18 protein-coding genes and 1 riboswitch are annotated in these 20146 nt (G+C 54.3%); of the genes, 11 read left to right on the top strand and 7 right to left on the bottom strand.

Annotation, left to right across the window (positions count from 1 at the left end):
• The first annotated feature begins 97 nt into the window (after nt 1-97).
• A riboswitch (cobalamin riboswitch) is annotated at nt 98-296 on the top strand.
• Nucleotides 297-454: 158 nt separating this feature from the next.
• Genes GGR95_RS07750 through GGR95_RS07735 form a run of 4 tightly spaced genes read left to right on the top strand, consistent with a single transcriptional unit; the run spans nt 455 to nt 3730 of the window.
• Nucleotides 455-1465 (top strand): ABC transporter substrate-binding protein, encoded by a 1011-nt coding sequence (locus tag GGR95_RS07750; RefSeq protein ID WP_184564480.1) that lies wholly within the window; start codon nt 455-457, stop codon nt 1463-1465.
• Nucleotides 1462-2526 carry a FecCD family ABC transporter permease gene (locus GGR95_RS07745; protein WP_184564478.1) on the top strand — a complete coding sequence of 355 codons (1065 nt, stop codon included), beginning with the start codon at nt 1462-1464 and terminating at the stop codon, nt 2524-2526. Before GGR95_RS07750 ends, GGR95_RS07745 begins: the two co-directional genes overlap by 4 nt.
• Nucleotides 2523-3299, top strand: a complete 777-nt coding sequence (locus GGR95_RS07740; protein WP_184564475.1) for an ABC transporter ATP-binding protein — start codon at nt 2523-2525, stop codon at nt 3297-3299. The genes GGR95_RS07745 and GGR95_RS07740 overlap by 4 nt, the downstream gene beginning before the upstream one ends.
• A complete protein-coding gene (locus GGR95_RS07735; RefSeq protein WP_184564474.1) occupies nt 3296-3730 on the top strand; it encodes a pseudoazurin in 435 nt (144 codons plus the stop codon). Before GGR95_RS07740 ends, GGR95_RS07735 begins: the two co-directional genes overlap by 4 nt.
• Before the next feature lie 35 nt (nt 3731-3765).
• On the opposite strand, the gene GGR95_RS07730 is transcribed toward GGR95_RS07735, so the two are convergent.
• Together GGR95_RS07730 and GGR95_RS07725 are read right to left on the bottom strand one after the other, a co-directional pair.
• The gene (locus tag GGR95_RS07730) at nt 3766-4692 is read right to left on the bottom strand and encodes an MYG1 family protein (protein ID WP_184564471.1); all 927 of its coding nucleotides are present in this window, start codon (nt 4690-4692) and stop codon (nt 3766-3768) included.
• A gap of 187 nt (nt 4693-4879) precedes the next feature.
• Nucleotides 4880-6511, bottom strand: coding sequence for an MFS transporter (locus GGR95_RS07725; protein ID WP_184564469.1), 1632 nt, complete (start codon nt 6509-6511; stop codon nt 4880-4882).
• 232 nt (nt 6512-6743) lie between these two features.
• Between GGR95_RS07725 and GGR95_RS07720 the strand changes: the two genes are divergently transcribed.
• Nucleotides 6744-6998 carry a hypothetical protein gene (locus GGR95_RS07720; RefSeq protein ID WP_246423320.1) on the top strand — a complete coding sequence of 85 codons (255 nt, stop codon included), beginning with the start codon at nt 6744-6746 and terminating at the stop codon, nt 6996-6998.
• A 66-nt stretch (nt 6999-7064) separates the two neighbouring features.
• Here GGR95_RS07720 and GGR95_RS07715 read toward each other — a convergent pair whose 3' ends face one another.
• The 3 genes from GGR95_RS07715 to GGR95_RS07705 form a co-directional block, all read right to left on the bottom strand.
• Nucleotides 7065-7730 (bottom strand): L,D-transpeptidase, encoded by a 666-nt coding sequence (locus tag GGR95_RS07715; protein ID WP_184564466.1) that lies wholly within the window; start codon nt 7728-7730, stop codon nt 7065-7067.
• A gap of 188 nt (nt 7731-7918) precedes the next feature.
• A complete protein-coding gene (locus GGR95_RS07710; protein ID WP_184564464.1) occupies nt 7919-8500 on the bottom strand; it encodes a DUF1190 domain-containing protein in 582 nt (193 codons plus the stop codon).
• A 46-nt stretch (nt 8501-8546) separates the two neighbouring features.
• The gene (locus tag GGR95_RS07705) at nt 8547-9773 is read right to left on the bottom strand and encodes a glutathionylspermidine synthase family protein (protein ID WP_184564462.1); all 1227 of its coding nucleotides are present in this window, start codon (nt 9771-9773) and stop codon (nt 8547-8549) included.
• Nucleotides 9774-9956: 183 nt separating this feature from the next.
• Here GGR95_RS07705 and GGR95_RS07700 point away from each other — a divergent pair, with 183 nt between their 5' ends.
• Together GGR95_RS07700 and GGR95_RS07695 are read left to right on the top strand one after the other, a co-directional pair.
• Nucleotides 9957-10850 (top strand): DMT family transporter, encoded by an 894-nt coding sequence (locus GGR95_RS07700; RefSeq protein WP_184564460.1) that lies wholly within the window; start codon nt 9957-9959, stop codon nt 10848-10850.
• A 135-nt stretch (nt 10851-10985) separates the two neighbouring features.
• Nucleotides 10986-12755: a bifunctional helix-turn-helix transcriptional regulator/alpha/beta hydrolase gene (locus GGR95_RS07695; protein WP_184564458.1), complete on the top strand. Its 1770-nt coding sequence runs from the start codon at nt 10986-10988 to the stop codon at nt 12753-12755.
• A gap of 186 nt (nt 12756-12941) precedes the next feature.
• Here the strand turns inward: GGR95_RS07695 and GGR95_RS07690 are convergent, their stop codons facing one another.
• Entirely contained in the window at nt 12942-15239 is a 2298-nt protein-coding gene (locus GGR95_RS07690; protein ID WP_184564456.1) for an arginine/lysine/ornithine decarboxylase, read from the bottom strand.
• A 154-nt stretch (nt 15240-15393) separates the two neighbouring features.
• On the opposite strand from GGR95_RS07690, the gene GGR95_RS07685 reads away from it, so the two are divergent.
• The 4 genes from GGR95_RS07685 (at nt 15394) to GGR95_RS07670 (ending at nt 19572) form a co-directional block, all read left to right on the top strand.
• The gene (locus GGR95_RS07685; protein ID WP_184564620.1) at nt 15394-16092 is read left to right on the top strand and encodes a phosphatidylserine decarboxylase; all 699 of its coding nucleotides are present in this window, start codon (nt 15394-15396) and stop codon (nt 16090-16092) included.
• Nucleotides 16089-16832 (top strand): CDP-alcohol phosphatidyltransferase family protein, encoded by a 744-nt coding sequence (locus GGR95_RS07680; protein ID WP_184564454.1) that lies wholly within the window; start codon nt 16089-16091, stop codon nt 16830-16832. Before GGR95_RS07685 ends, GGR95_RS07680 begins: the two co-directional genes overlap by 4 nt.
• A gap of 120 nt (nt 16833-16952) precedes the next feature.
• Nucleotides 16953-18338: a DUF1800 domain-containing protein gene (locus GGR95_RS07675; RefSeq protein WP_184564452.1), complete on the top strand. Its 1386-nt coding sequence runs from the start codon at nt 16953-16955 to the stop codon at nt 18336-18338.
• Between the two features lie 4 nt (nt 18339-18342).
• Nucleotides 18343-19572, top strand: a complete 1230-nt coding sequence (locus tag GGR95_RS07670; RefSeq protein ID WP_184564450.1) for a DUF1501 domain-containing protein — start codon at nt 18343-18345, stop codon at nt 19570-19572.
• Between the two features lie 61 nt (nt 19573-19633).
• Here GGR95_RS07670 and ndk read toward each other — a convergent pair whose 3' ends face one another.
• Nucleotides 19634-20056 carry a nucleoside-diphosphate kinase gene (gene ndk, locus GGR95_RS07665; protein WP_184564448.1) on the bottom strand — a complete coding sequence of 141 codons (423 nt, stop codon included), beginning with the start codon at nt 20054-20056 and terminating at the stop codon, nt 19634-19636.
• Nucleotides 20057-20146: the final 90 nt, after the last annotated feature.

Raw genomic sequence — 20146 nt, 5'->3', positions numbered from 1 at the left:
AACCCTCCACAGCTTTTATCCCTCAGCCCCGACTTATGACGGATGCCTTCGGGCCGAGAGTCCGCACTGTTCCCTATTGCAAAGGCACTCGCGGCTACTTAGAGAAGTGGGTGTCGGTTTCCACAAGGAATTAAATGGGAATTTGTCGTCGATTGTCTTCGGCGTAACGAAACTGCCCCCGCAACTGTAGGCGGCGAGAGAACTGCGAATATGCCACTGTGATCACTTTTTCATGGGAAGGCTGCAGAACTTTTTGACCCGTCAGTCAGGAGACCTGCCGACGCAGTGTAACTTAACGTGACCTGGACGGGGTGTCTGGGGAGGTGTCGGATGAAACTAGCCAACCAGTGTGTTTACACACGACTTACAACCGCACCTGCGCAATTGCACAGGCATGTGGACGGCGTTCCAATCCCTTCTCGTTTCCGGTCACATCAATTTCCGGAGACGGACTATGCTCTTTAAACTTCTGACGACCCCTCTTATCACCGCCAGCCTTTTTGCAGGCGCCGCGCAGGCGCAAACGGCATATCCGCTGTCGTTGGAGAACTGCGGTGTTGATATCACCTTTGATCATGCCCCCAAAAGCACGGTTACCATCGGACAAGCTGCAACCGAAGTATTGTACGCGTTGGACCTTGGTGATCAAGTAATCGGTACATCAGTCTGGTTCACCAAAGTCCTGCCAGAATTTGAAACGCTAAACGCTTCTGTTGAGCGCCTTGCGGATAACGATCCCAGCTTTGAATCCGTAGTCGCCAAACGCCCCGGCCTTGTCACCGTGCAATACGAATGGCACGTGGGTGCGCAGGGCATCGTTGCCACGCGCGAACAGTTCATGGATGTGGGCATCCCCACCTATACCCTGCCTGCAGATTGTGTCGGCAAAGACAACTCCACAGGGTCCGATGGTACCCGTACGCAGCTTTACAAAATGGATAGCGTTTACCGCGGTGTGACAGAACTGGCCCAGATATTTGATGTGCCCGCACGCGGTGAGGAGATGGTTGATGCCCTCAAGACCCGCGAAGCCGCAGCTATTGCCAAGGCCAAAGGGCTGGATTTACCGGATGCTTCTGCTGCCTTCTGGTTCTCCTCTGCCGAGATGGACATTGATCCCTATGTTGCCGGTCAGGGCGGTGCCCCCGCCTATATGATGAATGCCTTGGGCCTGCGTAACGTGGTAGAAAGCAACGAAGAATGGCCCACAGTCAGTTGGGAAACCATTGCACGTGCAAACCCTTCAGTTCTGGTCATCGCAAGGATGGAGCGCCGCCGTTTTGAAGCGGATGATATTGAGAAAAAGCTGGAATTCCTTAAATCCGACCCAGTAGCCAGCCAGATGGACGCGGTGAAGAATAACCGCATCGTCATCATGGACGGCCACTCCATGGACCCTTCCATCCGCAACATCAGCGCGCTTGAAACGCTGGCTGACGCACTCGCTTCGTTTGGCCTGAAATGAGAAGTGCGGCGGCCACTGTGCGTGCCAATGGCGAAACTGCTCGGGTGCTATTGCGCACCCTGCTCGTCAGAGGTGTGCCTGCGGTCGCCGTACTGTTACTGGCAATTATAGCGGGTGTGATTATTGGCGAAATGCCCATTTCAGCGCGCACAGTGGGCATGGTGCTGGCCAATAACCTCTGGGGGGCGGGTTATCCCGTCGATCCAATAGATGCAGGCATTATCTGGAGCTACCGCCTGCCGCGTACTTTGGTTGCAGCTGCTTGTGGCGCGGGGCTTGCGTTGTCGGGGGTTGTTTTACAATCTCTGGTGCGCAATGCGCTCGCTGACCCCTATCTACTGGGCGTATCTGCTGGCGCATCTACTGGTGCCGTTGCCGTGACCATTCTGGGCATTGGTGGCGGCATGATCGGCATTTCGGCTGGCGCATTTGTCGGCGCAACACTGGCCTTTGTTCTGGTCGCGCTGCTGGCGCGTGCGGCAGGCGGCGGCTCGGCGCAGCTTGTGTTGGCGGGCATCGCTGGCTCGCAGCTCTTCAACGCGCTGACGTCCTTTTTTATCGCCAAATCTGCAAATGCAGAACAAGCACGCGGGATCATGTTTTGGCTTCTGGGCAATCTATCTGGCGTCCGCTGGCCTGATGTCTGGCTCGCGGCCCCTGCTGCTGTATTCGGGTTACTGACGGCCATGTGGTTCATGCGCGCCATGGATGCGTTTACCTTCGGCAGTTCCTCTGCAGCCTCACTCGGGATCAACGTGCGGCGTGTACAAGCCATGTTGATTGGTGCCACCACATTGATGACCGCCACCATGGTGAGCCTTGTCGGTTCCATCGGCTTTGTCGGGCTGGTTATCCCCCATGCCATGCGGTTTGTCGTTGGCCCCCGCCATGCACGCCTGATCCCTGCGTCGGCCCTTGCAGGTGCCCTGTTTTTGATCGCAGCCGATGTCACATCGCGCATGCTGATCCCCGGTCAAGTTGTCCCCATTGGCGTTGTCACAGCGCTTGTCGGTGCGCCTGCCTTTGCCTTGATCCTGATCCGCAACAGGAAGCGCACATGAGGCTAACCACACAGGATGTCGGATGGAACCGCAGTTCTAAACCCATCATCGAGGGCATAACCCTTGATGTACAACCCGGTGAGACATTGGGTCTGATCGGGCCAAACGGATCTGGAAAATCAACACTTTTACGTCTGATGGCAGGGTTGCTCCGGCGGCCTCGGGGGCAGGTTTTCCTTGACGGACAGCCGACCGAGACACTTTCGCGCCGCGAAATGGCGCAACGCATCGCCTTTGTCGAACAATTGGCCGAAACATCCGAAGCCCTCACCGTGCGTGATGTGGTTGAACTGGGTCGCACGCCTTGGCTTTCGGCCTTATCGCCCTTTGGCCCCCAAGATGAAGCCATTGTGAACGAGGTCCTAGATGCCGTTGGCATGGCGCAAATGATCGACCACAGCTGGGATACGCTTTCTGGCGGAGAGCGCCAGCGGGTGCACATCGCCCGTGCACTGGCACAACGCCCCCAACTGCTGCTGCTGGATGAACCGACAAACCATCTTGATATTCACTATCAACTTTCGCTTTTGCGGCTGGTCAGCACCCTAGATGTCACCGTGGTCATGGCCCTGCATGACCTGAACCAAGCAATGACCTGTGATCGCTTGGCGGTCATGGATAACGGTCGGCTGATCATTTGCGGCGCCCCTGCCGACGTTCTGACGCCTGAACGCCTTGCCAGTGTATTCCGCGTTCGTGCCACGCCGTTGCATGACCCCACCGACAATAGCACCATCTTGCGTTTTCATAGCATCGAGGACGAACTCATATGACGCTCAAATGCGCGCTGCCTTTTATCTTCTGCCTGCTTGCCGCGCCTGCCTTCGCAGAAATTCATGAGGTCAGGATGTATAACCGCAACGCAAACGGTGCCATGCAATACGAGCCCTCTTATCTGGCGATTGCACAGGGCGACAGCGTCCGCTTTATTCCCGAACAATCCAGCCATAACGCTGCGACAATAGACACAATGCTGCCTGACGGCGCTGTGCCTTTCAAAAGCAAAATCAACGAAGATTTCACAACCGAACTGACAGTATCGGGGCGCTATGGCATTAAATGTTCGCCGCATTTTTCGATGGGTATGGTTATGATCATCGATGTGGGTGAAGTGGACACAGCGACCAGCGACACACTACCCGATGATTTGCCTAACCGTGCAAAAGACCGCTTTAGCGCCATTCTTGAAACAGCGCTAAAGTGAAGAAAAAATGATGTAGCGGCCTAGGCTATGACAGCCTAGCTCTCTTTTTGGGCCTCTTGCACAGCCAGCTCGGCCATCTCTAAAATTGCCTCGCGCGTGCTAGCCACAGCAATAAAGCGCGCGTTGTGACAGAATTTGGCCCCTACAACGCCGCTGGCGGCTTCCAGATCCGCATCCGTCAAACCTGCCCAAGCAAGCGGCAGGTCGGCACGTTGTTCAAAGGTCTCCGAAGACAATTTGATACCCCCTAGTGTCCAGTCTTCACCGCGCGGGTGAACCACAAACAAAATGTGATCGGCCTCGGCCTTGTCCAACGCCGAGCGGTACGGCATACCCATTGGCAGTTCCAGTATCGCAGACGTGCCCGCGTTTGCGATGGCTTCTTCTACAATCCCAACCGCGCGCGCTTTGGCGGCAAAATTACGGATTTGCGCTTCGACGAAACTGCGCGCGATCGGCAAGGCCGTTAGAAATGCATCATCATCCGCGGTAGGTGAAGCATCGTCAAACACAGGTTTCAAACTGCCCAACAAAGACGGTAGTGTCAGGATGGACAACGGGCCAGCAACCGAAGGTTCCATCGCGCCATTGTCCAGCAAATCAATTGGCAACACAAACTTCTCGTCAAACTTGGCGTGAATTGCCTCGATGTCACCTGCTGGCACATCCATCGCAGTCAGATAGTCACGCCCGTAATGCGCCCAAATCAAACCAAAGGAGCTATAGGGCTGATCATCTTCACGCAAAGGGCCGGGACGCTGGTGGTGATCGAATATCTGTGCTTCGGCATCAAAGGCCCCGCCGACATCATAGATGATTTTGTTTTCCGCGGGCGTGATCGTCTGCCGGTCACGGCTGCGCAGCAACTCAGCTTGTGGAAACAGGCGCGTAAGGACAACCGATGACAAAAGTTCGTCAGCGTGAAAGCCGCCTGAATGTGTAACGAGTTGAGTGATAGCCATGAAAAACTCCTAGAGATCAAGAAATGAATAGATAAAGACCATTTCCGCCGTAATTTTCGACACTTAACGGACCCTTGTCAAAACTACTCTCGCAATTCAAGGTCAGAATGCCCCCAGCAGGAGGATTGTGGCCAAATCAGCGCCCTCACCACCTGCAATACGCCCAAACGGCGCTTCACTTCCGCAATTAGGTATTTTTGTCAGTATCACTTTTGAGCGGGGTATCATCGCGCAGCGAAATAGCCTGGCGCTCGATCATGCGGTGCACCTTGGGCGGCGCGCTGCCGCAATGCAACTTCAACACCTGAGCATGAGAGTCAGCATCGGCTTGTGTACGCCGTTCGTGATGGCGGACATATTCGATCCATGTTGGCACGTGATATGTTTCTGTCCAGATGTCAGGGTTTTCAAGATCACGCAAAAGCGTCCACTGCTGCGCGCCGTCACGAATTCGGATGCGCCGCCGTCCGCTCATCACAGCCAGAAACGCCGTGACATCCTTTTGCGCAATTTCATAATCAATCATGATCATGATCGGCCCACTGCGCTGCTTCAGATCAAGCCGCAAAGGCGGCTCTGTGAAGGAGTTAAGCGGGTTAAGGTCAAGTTCAGCGGAATCTGGCAGCGGAAACATCAGCCCTGCCAGCCCTCCAAGAACCAACAAACCTGCTGCGATAAACATTGCCAGATCCGCACCGAAGTTTTCGGCGATGCTGCCCCATGCCCAGCTACCACCGGCCATCCCGCCAAAAACGCCCGTTTGGTACAAGGCAAGAGCCCTGCCAACCACCCAACGCGGTGTTGACAGTTGTACTGTGACATTAAACAGCGACAATGCCAGCACCCAACTGGCCCCCGCAAACAACAGCGCTGCACCACTGAACAGGTAATGCTGACTGACACCCAATGTGATGCTGCTCAGCGCGAAGACAAAAAATGCAGCGCGCGCAATCTGCTCATTCTGGAAACGCGCACGCAGCCGTGCGTTCATCAGCGCACCGCCAACAGCGCCCATACCGAAACACCCCAGCAAGACACCGTAAACCAAGGCACCACCTTGCAGCATTTCTTTCACGATCAGCGGTAGTAAAGCTAAAATCGCAATTGCAGACAGCCCGAACATGAAGCCGCGAAAAATTACTTTCAACAGATTGGGAGACATCGCGACATAGCGCAAGCCAGCGGAAAACGCGCTGCCCATGCGTTCGCGGGGCAGATGCCGTTCGGGCGTAACGGGGTGCCATATCCACAAAGCCGTGATGATGCCCACATAGCTAAGGGCATTCACCGTAAAGGCCGCCGCCGCGCCTGCAACAGCCACAATGGCCCCGCCCGCAGCAGGGCCAATGCTGCGCATCAGATTAAATCCCATACTGTTAAGAGACACCGCCGCTGACAGTTCATCACGCGACACGATATCCCCCATCGAGGCTTGCCAAGAAGGATTGTGCAGCGCCGTACCGCAGCCGATCAGAAAGGTGAATCCCAACAACAACCACGGCGAAAGCAAGCCTTGGAACGCCATAAATGCCAGCAAGACCGATACAACCAGCATAAATGACTGCGCCACCAGCATCACCTTGCGGCGGTCAAAGTTGTCAGCAAAGACCCCTGCCAGCAGCGAGAACACCATAATCGGAAGCGTCACAGAAGACTGTACCAGCGCAACCATGCTTTGTGAATCGGTCAACGAGGTCATCATCCACGCCGCGCCAACCGCCTGAACCAACCCGCCAAAATTTGATGTAAGAGCTGCCAGCCAGAGCATTCTGAATGTCTGGTTCCGAAAAAGCGTCAGCGTTGATGTGCTTTGCGGCATTAGGTGTCCCCGTCCTCAAGCATGTCTTTCGCTCGTTGTTATCGTCCCTTTTGCGCACGGACAAGCCCAGCCGCTTCATTGCTGTATCAAGAATACCAAAACTGTGAAACAAACCAGCGTACATGGCGAATGACTGGTTTTACTTTATAGCTAGAGTAGCTTACCATTTTACGATGATTTATTGGAGATATGGCTCATGAACGCTAAGGTTTGGATTGCAGGATGCACCGCTATGCTGGTCACCGCTTGCGCAAATACACAAAATACGACTGCAGGACCGGATGAAGGGATTTTCAAAGAGCTGCCCGAGTCAATTTTGACCATTGCAGCCCCAGATCAGGATCTAACTGCGGTCAAAATCGATGAAACAGACGGGTGTTATGTCTATCGTCACAGAGGCCCAGTTGAAACGATTTTCCTGCCACTTCGTACAAAAACCGGCAACCCAATTTGCAGCCGCGCGGCAAAAGAAGCTGCAACCGGCTAAAAATGAAAATGGGCTTTGCGTTATTACAACGCAAAGCCCATCCCTAACTGTCTTAACTTTAACTGCTTAGCTTTTTGCAGTGACCAGCTCTTCTGGTGGATACAGCGTTGCCACCGAGCCCGTATTAACATGTTCGTATAGATCATTGATGTGCGGCATGATCATCCGCACACAGCCAGAACTGGCCCTGCCGCCAATGGAGCGCGGGCTGGGTGATCCGTGAATACGCAAGTAAGTGTCACGATTTCCGACAAAGAGATACAATGCACGTGAACCCAGCGGGTTCGACGGACCTGCATCCATTCCCCCTGCGTGCTGTGCATAGAGTTCTGGATCGCGTCTGATCATGTTGGCCGTTGGCGTCCATGTGGGCCATTTTGCCTTACGTTTGATAGAATACGTTCCCGGCTCGTAAAGGTTGCCACGCGCGATTGCGACGCCGTAGCGCATCGCAGTGCCATCAGCCTGAATGTGATACAGATAGCGCGCAACCGCATCCACATGGATGTCGCCTGCTCTCAAATTTGGGTTGGCTTCCACCAAGCGCGGCAAAAACCGCTGCCTTACACCCCAAGGGTTTGTCGTTTTCGGATCATACCCCGCAGGCGTCACTTGGGCATCCCAAGCATCCCACATTGCTCTGTTGGTTGTTGCCGCCGCCGCTGTGCCAACAGTAATCGGGGCTGAAAACAGCGCCGCCGAAGAAATGATAAAATGACGTTTGGTCAACATAATGTAACGCTCCTAGTTATTCCGGACCTTGCAATATCCCGTATAGATGTAAAGGATTGGCCTCCATAAGCGCAATCACATGTCCGTGTAGTCGCCAACAATTTCGTTTTCAAACTGAATCCCTTGGAAATTTCCCACAGTTTCACAGCGATCTACCCTGCCCAGCCGCAAGCACGACGATAATTTCATTATCCCCCAAAGCTGGACCGCCCCCTAGAGGATTTGCCAAAGCCGCCCCGCGAACTGGCTGTTGCCCGTGTCATCGGGGTTTTGCCTGCTGTGGTAGCTGGTTTGTTGAATTGGGATGTCCCCAGCTTGGCTGCGCCACGGTTGCTGGAGTAGGTGTTGGTGCGCGCCGCATTGGTGTATTTACCATCGGGTGTTTTATACAGTGGCTGCCCCGCTGACATACCAGATCGCCCGCCCAGCATATTGCCAATCAGATACCCTGCCAAAAGTGGCATGAAAATACTGCCTGATCCGCCCTGTGTTTGCGTCGCCTCTGATCCGCAAGCGCCAGCGCCGTGCTGCTCCTCGCAGACCGCAACACTATCATAACGCGGTGCCGCTTCCACGTGCAGTGTCTCGGCTGCGGCAACCGATTCTTTACAATCTTGCACGGTGAACGTGCCCCCACGGTCGGCTTCCGCCATACAGCTTTCCAAGTCTGGGAAGGTGGCCGCATCCACTTTTTCTTCGCGGCACCCTGCAAGGGTAAAGGCGGCTGCCCCGACAATGGCGATAGCAACGGTTTTGGAGCGTTTGGTCATGACAATTCTACTTTCTACTCGGCTTTGGATATGCGTGTAGCACGTTTCACGCAGTAATATAGTGCGGCTTAAATCGCGACAAATCTTGGGTGATACGCGAGCGGTCTTCCCGCACCCCGATACCGGCACAGGCCTGCCCCACAATCCAAGCCCCGATCACGGGGCGAAACCCGTCAAACTGAGGCAAAGGCGCATAGGCCTGAATGATACGTGGATGTTCGGCGTAGTCAGTATTTGTGGATTGCTCAACAACCTCACCCGATTTGTGGATCGAAACGGAGGCCCCTTCCCGCGACAGAATCGGTTTACGGACATGGCCAGCGATCAATTGGGCCTCGGCGCGACCAAAGGTTTCGGCAACATCCACTGCCGCCGTGCCATTCCCTGTCATCGCATCTGCAATATCTTGTTCAAAGAAGGCAGGCAGTAGATTGGGGTGGCCTTCAAACATCTGCCACAACACAGGCAATAGCCCTTTGTTGGATAACAGGGCTTTCCAAGCGGGTTCGATGAACAAGCACCCCGATCCGGTGATGTGGTCGGCATAGTCGTCCCGCAGTAGGTCTTCCCAGGGGTAGAGCTTGAACAACACGGCGATGCGGCGGTCCTCATCGTCCAGAAACTGCCCGTCATCGCTGAGCGCGATTTTATCAAGGTCACAGTAATGCGCCCCCAACCCCGCCTCACGCGCAGCCCATCCCATGGCCTCAACCGTTCCGTAATCCTCGGGGTTGCCCGCGACGGCTGTAAAGTGCAGGTCGCTCTCTGGCTCGAACACGTCGGTAAACCGCGCAACCAGTGCCTCATGGATACCGTTAAACTGATCCGATCCTTCGGGCAGCACCCCTGCGGCCAGTTGGTCTTCCAGCCATTGCCACTGAAACGCTGCGCTTTCATAAAGCGACGTTGGCGTATCTGCGTTATATTCCAGCATTTTGGCTGGGCCGTTGCCATCATAGGCAAAATCAAACCGACCGTAAATTTCAGGGTCACCGTCCCGCCAACTGGCCGCGATCATATCACGGTGTTTTTCAGGTATCGCCAAACGGTCCATCAGATCTTCGCTGGTCACGATATGCGCAACTGCCTCACGGCACATTTCATGCAGTTCGGTTGCCGGGTCTTCGATGTCGTTCTCGATCTGCTCAAGTGAAAACGCATAGGCCGAGGTTTCATCCCAATAGGGTTCGCCATGCATATCGGCAAAGGTAAACCCCACCTCTTGCGCATATGCACGCCAATCCGGCCGCTCTGGCAAATCTATTTTCTGCATGGCATCGCCTCCCTGTTTTGTGTTCATTTACTGGATTTCGCGCCCCGCAGCCAGCCATAGTTTAGCCCTCGGTGTCGCAGCGAAACAAACCCAACCTGCGGTGCGCCCTTGCCACAGAGGTCTCCTGAACCTACTCATGTCACAAGACTTTTCCCCAGCGCATTTCATACAGCGAGATTTTCAATGGCCCATAGCTCTCCTTCTCCTGCAACAGGCTATGCGGCCGCATGGAGCATCGTTCTGGTTTGGTCTTTCTGGCTGATCGTCAGTCGGGTCGCCAAAGACAGCGGGCTAACCATCTATGATCTCGCGGCCATGCGGTACGGTTTGGCCAGCCTGATCGCCCTGCCCTTGTGCCTGTATTACAAACCATGGCGCGGGTTGCGTCTGGGGCAAATCGCTGTGATCGCGTTTATTCTGGGACCTGTCTATATTCTGGCAGTCTTCTCTGGCTTTCTTTACGCGCCTGCGGCCCATGGCGGGATTTTCATGAACGGGATCTTACCCCTGCTCAGCATCCTTTTCGCGGTTGTTGCTTTACGCATCATGCCCAGCCTCAAACAGATGATCGGCGCGGCGATGATCCTTGCTTCGGCAGTGGTTTTAGCATGGGACGCAAGCGCCGCCAGCAACGCAGACGCATGGATTGGCGATATCCTTTTTGTCATTGGTGCTGTCTTTTTCTCATCTTACGTCATCTTGTCCGAGCGTTGGCAACTGGGCGCGATGCAAATTATCTTTTGTGGCACAATCGTAAACGCGGTGATCTATCTGCCGATCTGGGCACTCTGGCTGCCCTCTGGCATTGCAGATGCCCCCCTTGGGCCGCTCATGCTGCAAGCGATCTATCAAGGGTTTGTGCCAAATCTCATCGGCCTGCTTTTCATCGCCCATGCATCGCGCAGCATCGGCAATGGGAACACCTCCGCCATTCTTGCCGCTGTACCCGGCGGTGGTGCTATTCTGGGCGCGTTGATTTTAGGCGAAAGCCTGAGCCTGACCAGCATTGCAGCAATTGTGATTTTGACCATAGGCCTGTTGATCAGTGTGCGCCGCAAGGCACCCGCGCCAGTATAATCCAAAAGGCCGTTGCGGCATAAAAGCTAACAAAGTCGTGATTTTGCAACTCAGGGCTGGGACGTGGTGGGGTTTCCATACTTCCAGCAAATTTTCTATCCGCTATTGTGTAAGAATACTCAGTAAGGACACGAGATGGACCCCAGCCGCGCTCAGAATAAAACTGACTTGTCAGAAGCAGACCGCAACGAAGCCATCGACAGGTTGTATGATGTCGCATTGGACCCCGAGCGTTTTGAAACCTTACTGGATGTTTGGGAAAGCGCCGTGCGTCCTTTGCGTGCACAAGCAAACTTTGCGGCGCCGCGTTTGTTGGATGATCCTATCATTGCGGGACACTTCAAACGCGCGAGCGAGTTCATTGACCGCGTTGACCTGTCACAGGCCCCCAATGACATGGACACCATTCTTGCCCCCTTTGGCCAAGTGTCGGCCTTTGTCCTCGATGCAACGCTCACTGTAAAAGGGGTCAATTCTGCCGGCATCGAGCGTCTGTTACTTAACAAAGGCTCAAAACTGTCCGAACTGGCTGTGCACCCCGATGACCTAGATGCGATTGGCCGCGCTGTCAGTACACTTATGCACGGCAAGGCACATGACACCACGGTTCTCCGCGTCCGCGCCTTGCAACAAGCGCATTTTGTGGTGCTTCGCTTACAACGCTGTCTTACCGTGGCGGGCCCGCCTTTGGTATTGGCCGCGTCAAGCGAAGTCGGGTGGCCCGACGGGTTTAACGATATCCTGCGCCGCGCCTTTAGCCTGACAGGCGCCGAGGCCGACGTTGTCCAGAGCTTGGTTGAATGCTGCTCCGTAAGCGATATTGCCAAACAGCGCGGGAGATCCGTGGATACGATCCGTGCGCAGGTCAAATCGATCCTTTCCAAAACAGAAACCCATTCACAGGTTGAACTAGTGCGCCTCGCGCTATCCGTCATGGATATGGCCAATCTCACGATGGATGCCCAAGTTGAGCCACGTATGGTCAGCAAAGGCTACGACTCCCTTGAATCGCGCGATTATCAAACACTGACAACGCCCGATGGCCGACGACTGGACTATCTGGTGTTGGGCGACCCCAAAGGTCAGCCAATCTTGTTCTTGCCCTTAAACTACGGCTTGGTGCGTTGGCCGGCCTCAGCAGAGGCAGAGGCCAGCCAAAAGGGCCTGCGTATAATTGTGCCAGTACGTTCAGGATATGGAAAATCTGATCTTGTACCTAAAAAAGCCAGCTATGGTGACGCTGTTATCGCAGACACAATGCAAATCCTTGATGATCAGGGGGTTAAAACCTGCCCGATTGTGTCGATGGGCAACGATTCATACTATGGTTTCCAACTGGCACGGCATTATCCTGATAGCTTCACCGCCTTGATAGCCTGTGGTGGAGTCCTCCCCATAACCCTACGCGAGCAATACGAGCGGATGGACAAATGGCATCGTTTCATTCTAGCGGGTGCCAAATACACCCCACATCTACTTCCATTTATGGTAAAGGCGGGGTTCTTTCTCGCTCGGAAGATTGGCAAACGCAGCTTCATCCATGCGGTGTATGGGGATTCACCTGCCGATGTTGCCACATTCGAACACCCCGAGGTTTTTGAAGCCATTATAACGGGTTCTGAAGTCGCGCTATCGACGAACCACATTGCACATGACGGGTTTTCACGCGCCATATTGGAAGGTCAAAACGACGATTGGTCAGCGGATGTTCATGCGCTGAAAGGCCGTCTGCCGGTCATTTTCATGAATGGCATGCAAGACCCGCATGTCCCGCCCGAAACACTACGAGAATTCCAACGGGACTACGACTGGATTGATTACCGTATTTACGAAGACGCAGGTCAACTCATATTCTTTCGGCATTGGCCCGATGTCATTAAGGTTTTGTCAACACTTCCTAATTAAAACTAATTTTACCCAATCTTGGGTATGACGCCTGCCTAGAGCTTTTATAGGGTCGTCATATTTAGAAAAGTACATTCAATAACCGAGAACTTCTATTCATCTCAGACCTAGAACCCAAATACTCCACGACATCGGCGTATTTGGGTTCAGGTATTTACACAAATTTAGTGATCGACACTCCCCATATTACGGGGCCGCAATTGCAACGCAGTCTGCAAAATACTGCACCTGTCCCAGATCATCTTCTTCTTGAACAAGGCCGTGAATATCCGTCTCAAACCCTGGGCATTCACGTGCAAAAGCGCGGTTAAACTTGAGATATTCAACGATCTTACGATTAAACACCTCACCGGGGATCAGCAATGGGATACCTGGTGGGTAAGGCGTGACAAGGCTGGTGGTGATCCGCCCTTCCAGATCATCAATCGGCACCCGCTGTGTTGTGCGCGCCGCAATGCAAGAGAACGCAGCGCTTGGGGTCATTTCAGGGGTGTGATCGCTCAGGTACATCTCTGTCGACAGGATCGCGACGTCGTATTTAGCATATAGCGTATGCACATGCTGGCACAGATCGCGCAGGCCCATCTTTTCATACCGTGGTTGTTTGGCACAGAATTCAGGCATGCAGCGCCACATCGGTTGGTTTTTATCATAGTCATCTTTGAACTGCTGCAATTCGGTCAAAAGTGAGTTCCAGCGCCCCTTGGTGATGCCGATGGTGAACATGATGAAAAAGCTGTAAAGCCCAGTTTTCTCAACAACAACACCGTGCTCGGCCAAATACTTTGTCACGATCGATGCGGGAATACCCGTTTCTTCAAACTTGCCATCCAGATTAAGACCGGGCGTGATCAGCGTGGCCTTGATTGGGTCCAGCATGTTGAAACCCGGTGCCATGTCGCCAAAAGCATGCCACGATTCCTCGCCGTCTGCGGGCTGTACACCTTCGGCATCGGTTTTTTTCAAAACCCAGTTTTTTGGCTCGTCGACACCGTCTTCGCCTAATTCCTCTGGCCCCCAGACTTGGAACCACCAGTCATCGCCATATTCTTGATCCACTTTGCGCATGGCACGGCGGAAATCGAGGGACTCAAGGATGCTTTCCTCAACCAACGCCCGCCCGCCCGGAGGCTCCATCATCGCCGCAGCCACATCGCAGCTTGCGATGATGCTATACTGCGGGCTAGTACTGGAATGCATCAGATAGGCTTCGTTAAATAGGTGGCGGTCCAGCTTGGTGTCTTGGCTATCTTGCACCAGAACCTGACTGGCCTGACTGATCCCTGCCAGCAGTTTGTGGATCGACTGCGTCGCGTAAGTGACTGAGTGGCTTGGCCGTTCCCGTTTACGCCCCATCGAATGGAAGTTGCCATAAAACGGATGGAACGCCGCATGGGGCAGCCATGCTTCGTCAAAATGCAGGTTGTCGATATACCCGTCCAGCATGTCTTTGATCATTTCAGTGTTATACAAAACACCGTCATAAGTGGACTGCGTCAACGTAATGATACGGGGTTTGACGGTATCAGCATCCACATGCGCCAGCAGCGGGTTGGCGCGAATTTTCTCGCGGATTGCTTCGATGCTGAATTCCGATTTTTGAATCGGACCGATGATACCGTAATGGTTGCGCGTCGGCTTCATAAAGACAGGAATGGCCCCTGTCATAATAATGCTGTGCAGAATTGATTTATGGCAATTACGGTCCACCACAACCACATCACCGGGGGCAACTGTGTGATGCCACACCATTTTATTGCTGGTACTTGTACCATTGGTCACAAAGAAACAGTGATCCGCGTTGAAAATCCGCGCCGCATTGCGCTCGGACGCGCCGATGGCACCGTTGTGGTCCAACAATTGGCCCAATTCCTCGACCGAGTTGCAGACATCGGCGCGCAGCATGTTTTCGCCGTAAAACTGGTGGTACATCTGGCCAATCGGGCTTTTCAAAAACGCCACCCCGCCAGAGTGACCGGGACAGTGCCAAGAATATGATCCATCTTCTGCGTAATCCAGCAACGCCTTGAAAAACGGCGGCTGGATGCCCTCAAGGTACTTCTTGGCATCGCGGATGATATGACGGGCCACAAATTCGGGCGTGTCCTCAAACATATGGATAAAGCCGTGCAGCTCGCGCAGAATGTCATTGGGCAAGTGCCGCGATGTTTTTGTCTCGCCGTATATATAGATCGGCACATCGGCATTTTTCCAACGCACTTCTTCGATGAAATTGCGCAGGTTCACCACGGCAGGGTCCAACTCGTCCCCGTCCGTGAACTCTTCGTCGTCGATTGACAGAACAAAGGCGCTGGCGCGCGACTGCTGCTGCGCGAATTGTGACAGATCGCCATAAGTCGTGGCGCCCAGCACCTCAAAACCTTCACTCTCAATCGCTTCGGCCACGGCACGGATGCCAAGCCCAGAAGAATTATCCGAGCGGAAGTCTTCGTCAATAATGACAATCGGGAAACGGAATTTCATCAAACACTCCTGATGCGGTTGGCGGGCGATTAAGGGTGGCAAAGCTGCCGTTGCCCCGCCGCTGTTTCATTCTAAACTTATGTATGCGCATCGCCAATGGCGTTTTGGCAGCGGCAGTAGTAAAGTCACGCATTACTTAGTTCAGACTGAAAGAATCTCCATGAATATGCTCAAGATCGTCGCGGTACCCATGCACAAGGAAGGCCGCAAATTTGTTGCGATCTTTGCAGCCATTACTGTGCTGCTAGGTTTCATTTGGGAGCCGCTGTTCTGGCTGGGCGCTGGCGCAACCGTCTGGTGTTACTACTTTTTCCGAAACCCTGTTCGGATGGTCCCACAGCAAGAGGGGCTGGTCATTTCACCCGCAGATGGTGTTGTATCCCTAATCGAAGAAGTCGTGCCGCCTGCGGATATGGGTCTGGGCGATGCGCCGCTGACGCGTGTGTCTGTCTTCATGAACGTGTTTAACTGCCACGTGAACCGCGCCCCTATTGCGGGCAAGGTCACCAATGTGGTCTATCACCACGGTAAATTTCTCAATGCCTCGCTGGATAAAGCATCTGTGCATAATGAGCGGAACAGCGTGACCTTGGAAACCCCTTCAGGCGCGCGGATTGGCGTTGTTCAGATTGCAGGTCTGGTTGCCCGCCGCATCGTGTGTTTTGTCAAAGAAGGCGATAGCGTAGAGGCCGGTTTCCGCTTTGGTCTGATCCGCTTTGGCAGCCGTCTGGACGTTTACCTGCCCCAAGGCATCACGCCACAGGTCGCCGTTGGCCAAACCGCGGTTGGCGGCGAAACCATCCTTGCAGACCTGCTGGGCACCGCCCCTGCACGCATTGGCATCGCAGAATGACCGAACCTGCCAACTCCCGCATCAAACTGCGCCATATGGTGCCCAGCATCGTGACCGTGTTTGCCATTTGCGCAGGCATGACCTCGGTGAGGATGAGCTTGGATGGCAGGATCGAAATGGCGCTTTATTGCATTCTGCTGGCGGTGTTTCTGGATGCCGCCGATGGCAAACTGGCGCGGTTTCTGGACACTGCCAGCCCGTTCGGCGCTGAACTGGATACATTGGCAGATTTCTTTAACTTCGGCATCGTGCCGGGGATGCTGTTGTATAACACCCTCTACATCAACACCGCCTATGCCAGCATCGGCTGGCTGGCGACATTAGTGCTGGCCGTCTGTTGTGCCCTGAGGTTAGCGCGGTTCAACTTGTCCCTACATGGCGAAACCGCAACCTTGAAAAAGGATGATTACTTTGTCGGCGTGCCTGCCCCTGCGCTGGCCTGTCTGGCGTTGATGCCCGTGTTTATGTATTTAAACGGGTTTGAAAACGCCAATTTCCCTGTGTTGCAGGCACTCTATATCATTTGCATTGGTTTTCTTGCGGTCAGCACAGTCCCAACATTGTCGATCAAACACGCTAGCATCAAACGTGCGCATCTGCCCTATGCGGTGATGAGTGCGGTGATCTTGGTAGTTGGGTTAATGGTTTATCCGTGGACCACCTTAATTTGCGTAAACCTGCTGTATCTTGCGTCTATGCCCTTCACCTACCGTGCACAGCGCAAATCTCTGGAAAGCTAAACAGCGTAAACCTCTGTGCGGCGGCAATTCGCCAATTGCCCCGCCGCGATTTTCACAAACCCAATGTTTCCCATCCCTATCAATGCTATGTTCAAATCCTGAGGCCACAAGGATTTGTAAATGAAATTCACTCCCCACTTGGCGGATATTCGGTTTGGCTGCGGACTTTCACCCGCTGTACCATCACCTGTTTCTGTGGCGCAGATGTTGGATAGCCTACAAAAGCCTGACACTATTGCTGCACGTTTCCCTATCGAAACCTTCGATTTATTTCAAAAGCGCGTCGCCGAAGCCGACAGACTGGGCACTGTAAAACGCAAAAACGCAGGGACTTCGGTAGGTTTGGCCGCCAAAAAGGCAGGGCGCGTTCTGAACAAGGAAGCCCGCATTGCCCATGTCGTCTGGATGGGCCAGCATCTGAACCGTTGGACATGGACGCAAGCCCCCCTGCGCGAACGTCTCAGCTTTTTCTGGGCGGATCATTTTACTGTCACAGGCAAAGCAGGCGTGATCAGACGCGCCGCCTCTCCCTATCTGGAGAGCGTCATTCGTCCGCGTATCACGGGCTTGTTCGAAGACATGCTAATCGCGGCGGCATTGCATCCGCTGATGGTGCATTATCTGGATCAGGACAAATCTGTCGGCCCTAACTCACGCACAGCCGCCAAAGGTGGAAAGCTCACGGGCTTAAACGAAAACCTCGCCCGCGAAGTGCTAGAACTGCACACATTGGGTGTAAATGGCCCCTATACCCAAACCGATGTGCGAGAATTGGCAGAGCTGTTTACCGGCATTTCCAAACAATCCCCCATGCGGTTTAAGTTCCGCAAGAACAACGCCGAACCGGGGTCCGAGACCGTGCTTGGCAAAACATACGGCGGCGGCAAAGCACGTAAAGTTGACGTTGAAACCGCCCTGCGTGATCTGGCCCGCCACCCTGCGACCGCACGGCATCTTGCATGGAAACTGGCGGTTCATTTCACATCCGACACCCCTGATCCCGCGTTGGTTGAAGCCCTTACCACCCGCTATCTTGAGACCGGCGGCGACCTGTTTGAGGTCACCAAGGCAATGTTATCGCACCCTGCCGCATGGGCCCCTAAACGCGCCAATGTAAAACCAGCCTTTCACTTTATGGCCTCTGCGATGCGCGCATTGGCCCTACCCGCTGACACGCTTGCGTCTTTGGATGAAAAAACAATGCGGCGGTTGTTTATCACACCGCTGGCCCAGATGGGTCATGTTTGGGAAAAACCCGATGGGCCAGATGGTCTTCCCGAAGAAGACAGTGCATGGATCGCCCCTCAGGGCGTCGCGGCACGGCTGCAATGGGCAATAACTGTTCCTCAGGCGCTTTTGCCCGACCTCCCTGATTCACGTGACTTTGTGAAAACCACATTGGGCGACTTCATCCCGCCAGCCGTGCAATTTGCCGCGGATTCAGCCGAAAGCACATCCGATGGCGTTGGTCTCGTACTTGCATCGCCAGCGTTTCAAAGGACCTGACCAGATGACAACTCCCCTCAATCGCCGTGATTTTCTGGCCCGCTCTGCCCTCATTGGTTGCTCGCTTGCGGCCAGCCCGCTTTTGACCCCGGTCAGCCTTGCTGCCACCTCTGGTGACAACCGCCTTGTCGTGATCTTGTTGCGCGGCGGGATGGACGGGCTTGACGTGGTGCGCCCCTACGGTGACCCCGCCTACACAGCGCTTCGCGGCGATGCAGGCATGAATGCCAAAAACCCCGCCATAGATCTGGACGGCTATTTTGCCCTGCATCCTGCCCTCAAACCGCTAATGCCTCTGTGGCATAACGGGCAATTGGGTTTCGCCCATGCGGTTTCCACCCCTTACCGCGACAAACGCAGTCATTTTGATGGACAAGACCTGTTAGAAGCTGGGCTGACAGACCTGAGCGGCGGGACCTCGCGTGATGGCTGGTTAAACCGTGTCCTGCAAAACCTGCCCGACAGCGGCCCTGCGACAGCCTATGCTGTAGGGCGCGATCCATTGGGGGTGTTGGGCGGCCCTGCCCTGATCCAACGCTGGTCCCCCGAGGCTGATCTGGCGCTCAGCCCGCAAGCCATCCAGCTTGCCCGCTTAATTATGGCAGACGATCCCCTGTTTGATGCCGCTTTTACGCAAGCGTTAGAAATTGCGGACAATGACGGCGACAAAGTCGCCACGAGTGGCACGCCAGAAGAAATGATGTCGATGGCCAGCAAGGCCCCAAAAGGCAAAAACAGCGGCGTTGAGAAGCGGGTAGCCGAATTTATCGGCAAACAGCTGCGCGCACAAACCCGCATCGCCGCATTCTCGATCAACGGCTGGGACACCCATCAAAGCCAAGACCGCACGTTACCACGCACACTTGCTCGATTGTCCGATGCAATACTGACATTGCAAGACACCGTGACACAAAATGTCTGGAACAAGACCACCGTGGTAGCCGTCACCGAGTTCGGGCGCACCGCACGGATAAACGGATCAAAAGGAACGGATCACGGCACAGGCGGTGTGATGGTTCTGGCAGGCGGTGCCCTACGTGGTGGTAAGATTTACGGCGATTGGCCAGGTGTGGATGAGGCCCAACTCTATCAGCGGCGTGATTTAATGCCGACACGCGATCTGCGAAGCATGCTGGCATGGCTACTGCACAGCCAATTCGGTCTGCCAAAATCCACCTTAGAGACCACAATCTTTCCGGGCCTTGATCTGGGCGAAAACCCCAACATTATCTGAGTAAACACAAAAAAGGGGCCGCCCGAAAGCGACCCCTTTTCAAAAACTTTAGCAGTCAGGCTTAGCCCACCAACTCCAGACCGGAGAAGAAATACGCGATTTCTTCTGCAGCTGTTTCAGGTGCGTCGGAACCGTGAACCGAGTTTTCACCAACTGATTCCGCGAATTCAGCGCGGATTGTACCAGCTTCGGCGTCTGCTGGGTTGGTTGCGCCCATAACTTCGCGGTTTTTCGCGATGGCGTTTTCACCTTCAAGAACTTGGCAAACGATTGGCGCGGATGCCATGAATTCGCACAGTTCGTCATAGAAAGGGCGCTCAGCATGTACTTTGTAGAATTCGCCAGCTTGTGCTTTTGACAAGTGGATACGCTTGGATGCGACAATGCGCAGACCTGCGTCTTCGAATTTCTTTGCAATCGCACCGGTCAGGTTGCGTTTTGTTGCGTCTGGTTTGATGATCGAGAATGTGCGCTCAAGAGCCATGGGTCGTCTCCAATATGGTGTTAATTTGGGCGCTCCCTAACATGGCACCTGCCCCATGAAAAGCGGCGATTGACGGCAGGCCCAACATCG

The sequence above is a fragment of the Sulfitobacter undariae genome (genome assembly GCF_014196805.1).
Classification (GTDB): domain Bacteria; phylum Pseudomonadota; class Alphaproteobacteria; order Rhodobacterales; family Rhodobacteraceae; genus Sulfitobacter; species Sulfitobacter undariae.
The sequence above is the reverse complement of the archived record's forward strand: the minus strand, read 5'-3'. Positions and strand labels throughout refer to the sequence as shown.

Excerpts from the sequence above, each read along its gene's own strand:
- GGR95_RS07675 (WP_184564452.1), top strand. The coding sequence starts at position 16,953 with ATGAAATTCACTCCCCACTTGGCGGATATTCGGTTTGGCTGCGGACTT.
- GGR95_RS07710 (WP_184564464.1), bottom strand. The coding sequence starts at position 8,500 with ATGACCAAACGCTCCAAAACCGTTGCTATCGCCATTGTCGGGGCAGCC.
- GGR95_RS07700 (WP_184564460.1), top strand. The coding sequence starts at position 9,957 with ATGGCCCATAGCTCTCCTTCTCCTGCAACAGGCTATGCGGCCGCATGG.
- GGR95_RS07680 (WP_184564454.1), top strand. The coding sequence starts at position 16,089 with ATGACCGAACCTGCCAACTCCCGCATCAAACTGCGCCATATGGTGCCC.
- GGR95_RS07720 (WP_246423320.1), top strand. The coding sequence starts at position 6,744 with ATGCTGGTCACCGCTTGCGCAAATACACAAAATACGACTGCAGGACCG.
- GGR95_RS07725 (WP_184564469.1), bottom strand. The coding sequence starts at position 6,511 with ATGCCGCAAAGCACATCAACGCTGACGCTTTTTCGGAACCAGACATTC.
- GGR95_RS07690 (WP_184564456.1), bottom strand. The coding sequence starts at position 15,239 with ATGAAATTCCGTTTCCCGATTGTCATTATTGACGAAGACTTCCGCTCG.
- GGR95_RS07695 (WP_184564458.1), top strand. The coding sequence starts at position 10,986 with ATGGACCCCAGCCGCGCTCAGAATAAAACTGACTTGTCAGAAGCAGAC.
- GGR95_RS07745 (WP_184564478.1), top strand. The coding sequence starts at position 1,462 with ATGAGAAGTGCGGCGGCCACTGTGCGTGCCAATGGCGAAACTGCTCGG.
- GGR95_RS07740 (WP_184564475.1), top strand. The coding sequence starts at position 2,523 with ATGAGGCTAACCACACAGGATGTCGGATGGAACCGCAGTTCTAAACCC.
- GGR95_RS07730 (WP_184564471.1), bottom strand. The coding sequence starts at position 4,692 with ATGGCTATCACTCAACTCGTTACACATTCAGGCGGCTTTCACGCTGAC.
- GGR95_RS07750 (WP_184564480.1), top strand. The coding sequence starts at position 455 with ATGCTCTTTAAACTTCTGACGACCCCTCTTATCACCGCCAGCCTTTTT.
- GGR95_RS07670 (WP_184564450.1), top strand. The coding sequence starts at position 18,343 with ATGACAACTCCCCTCAATCGCCGTGATTTTCTGGCCCGCTCTGCCCTC.
- GGR95_RS07715 (WP_184564466.1), bottom strand. The coding sequence starts at position 7,730 with ATGTTGACCAAACGTCATTTTATCATTTCTTCGGCGGCGCTGTTTTCA.
- ndk (WP_184564448.1), bottom strand. The coding sequence starts at position 20,056 with ATGGCTCTTGAGCGCACATTCTCGATCATCAAACCAGACGCAACAAAA.
- GGR95_RS07735 (WP_184564474.1), top strand. The coding sequence starts at position 3,296 with ATGACGCTCAAATGCGCGCTGCCTTTTATCTTCTGCCTGCTTGCCGCG.
- GGR95_RS07705 (WP_184564462.1), bottom strand. The coding sequence starts at position 9,773 with ATGCAGAAAATAGATTTGCCAGAGCGGCCGGATTGGCGTGCATATGCG.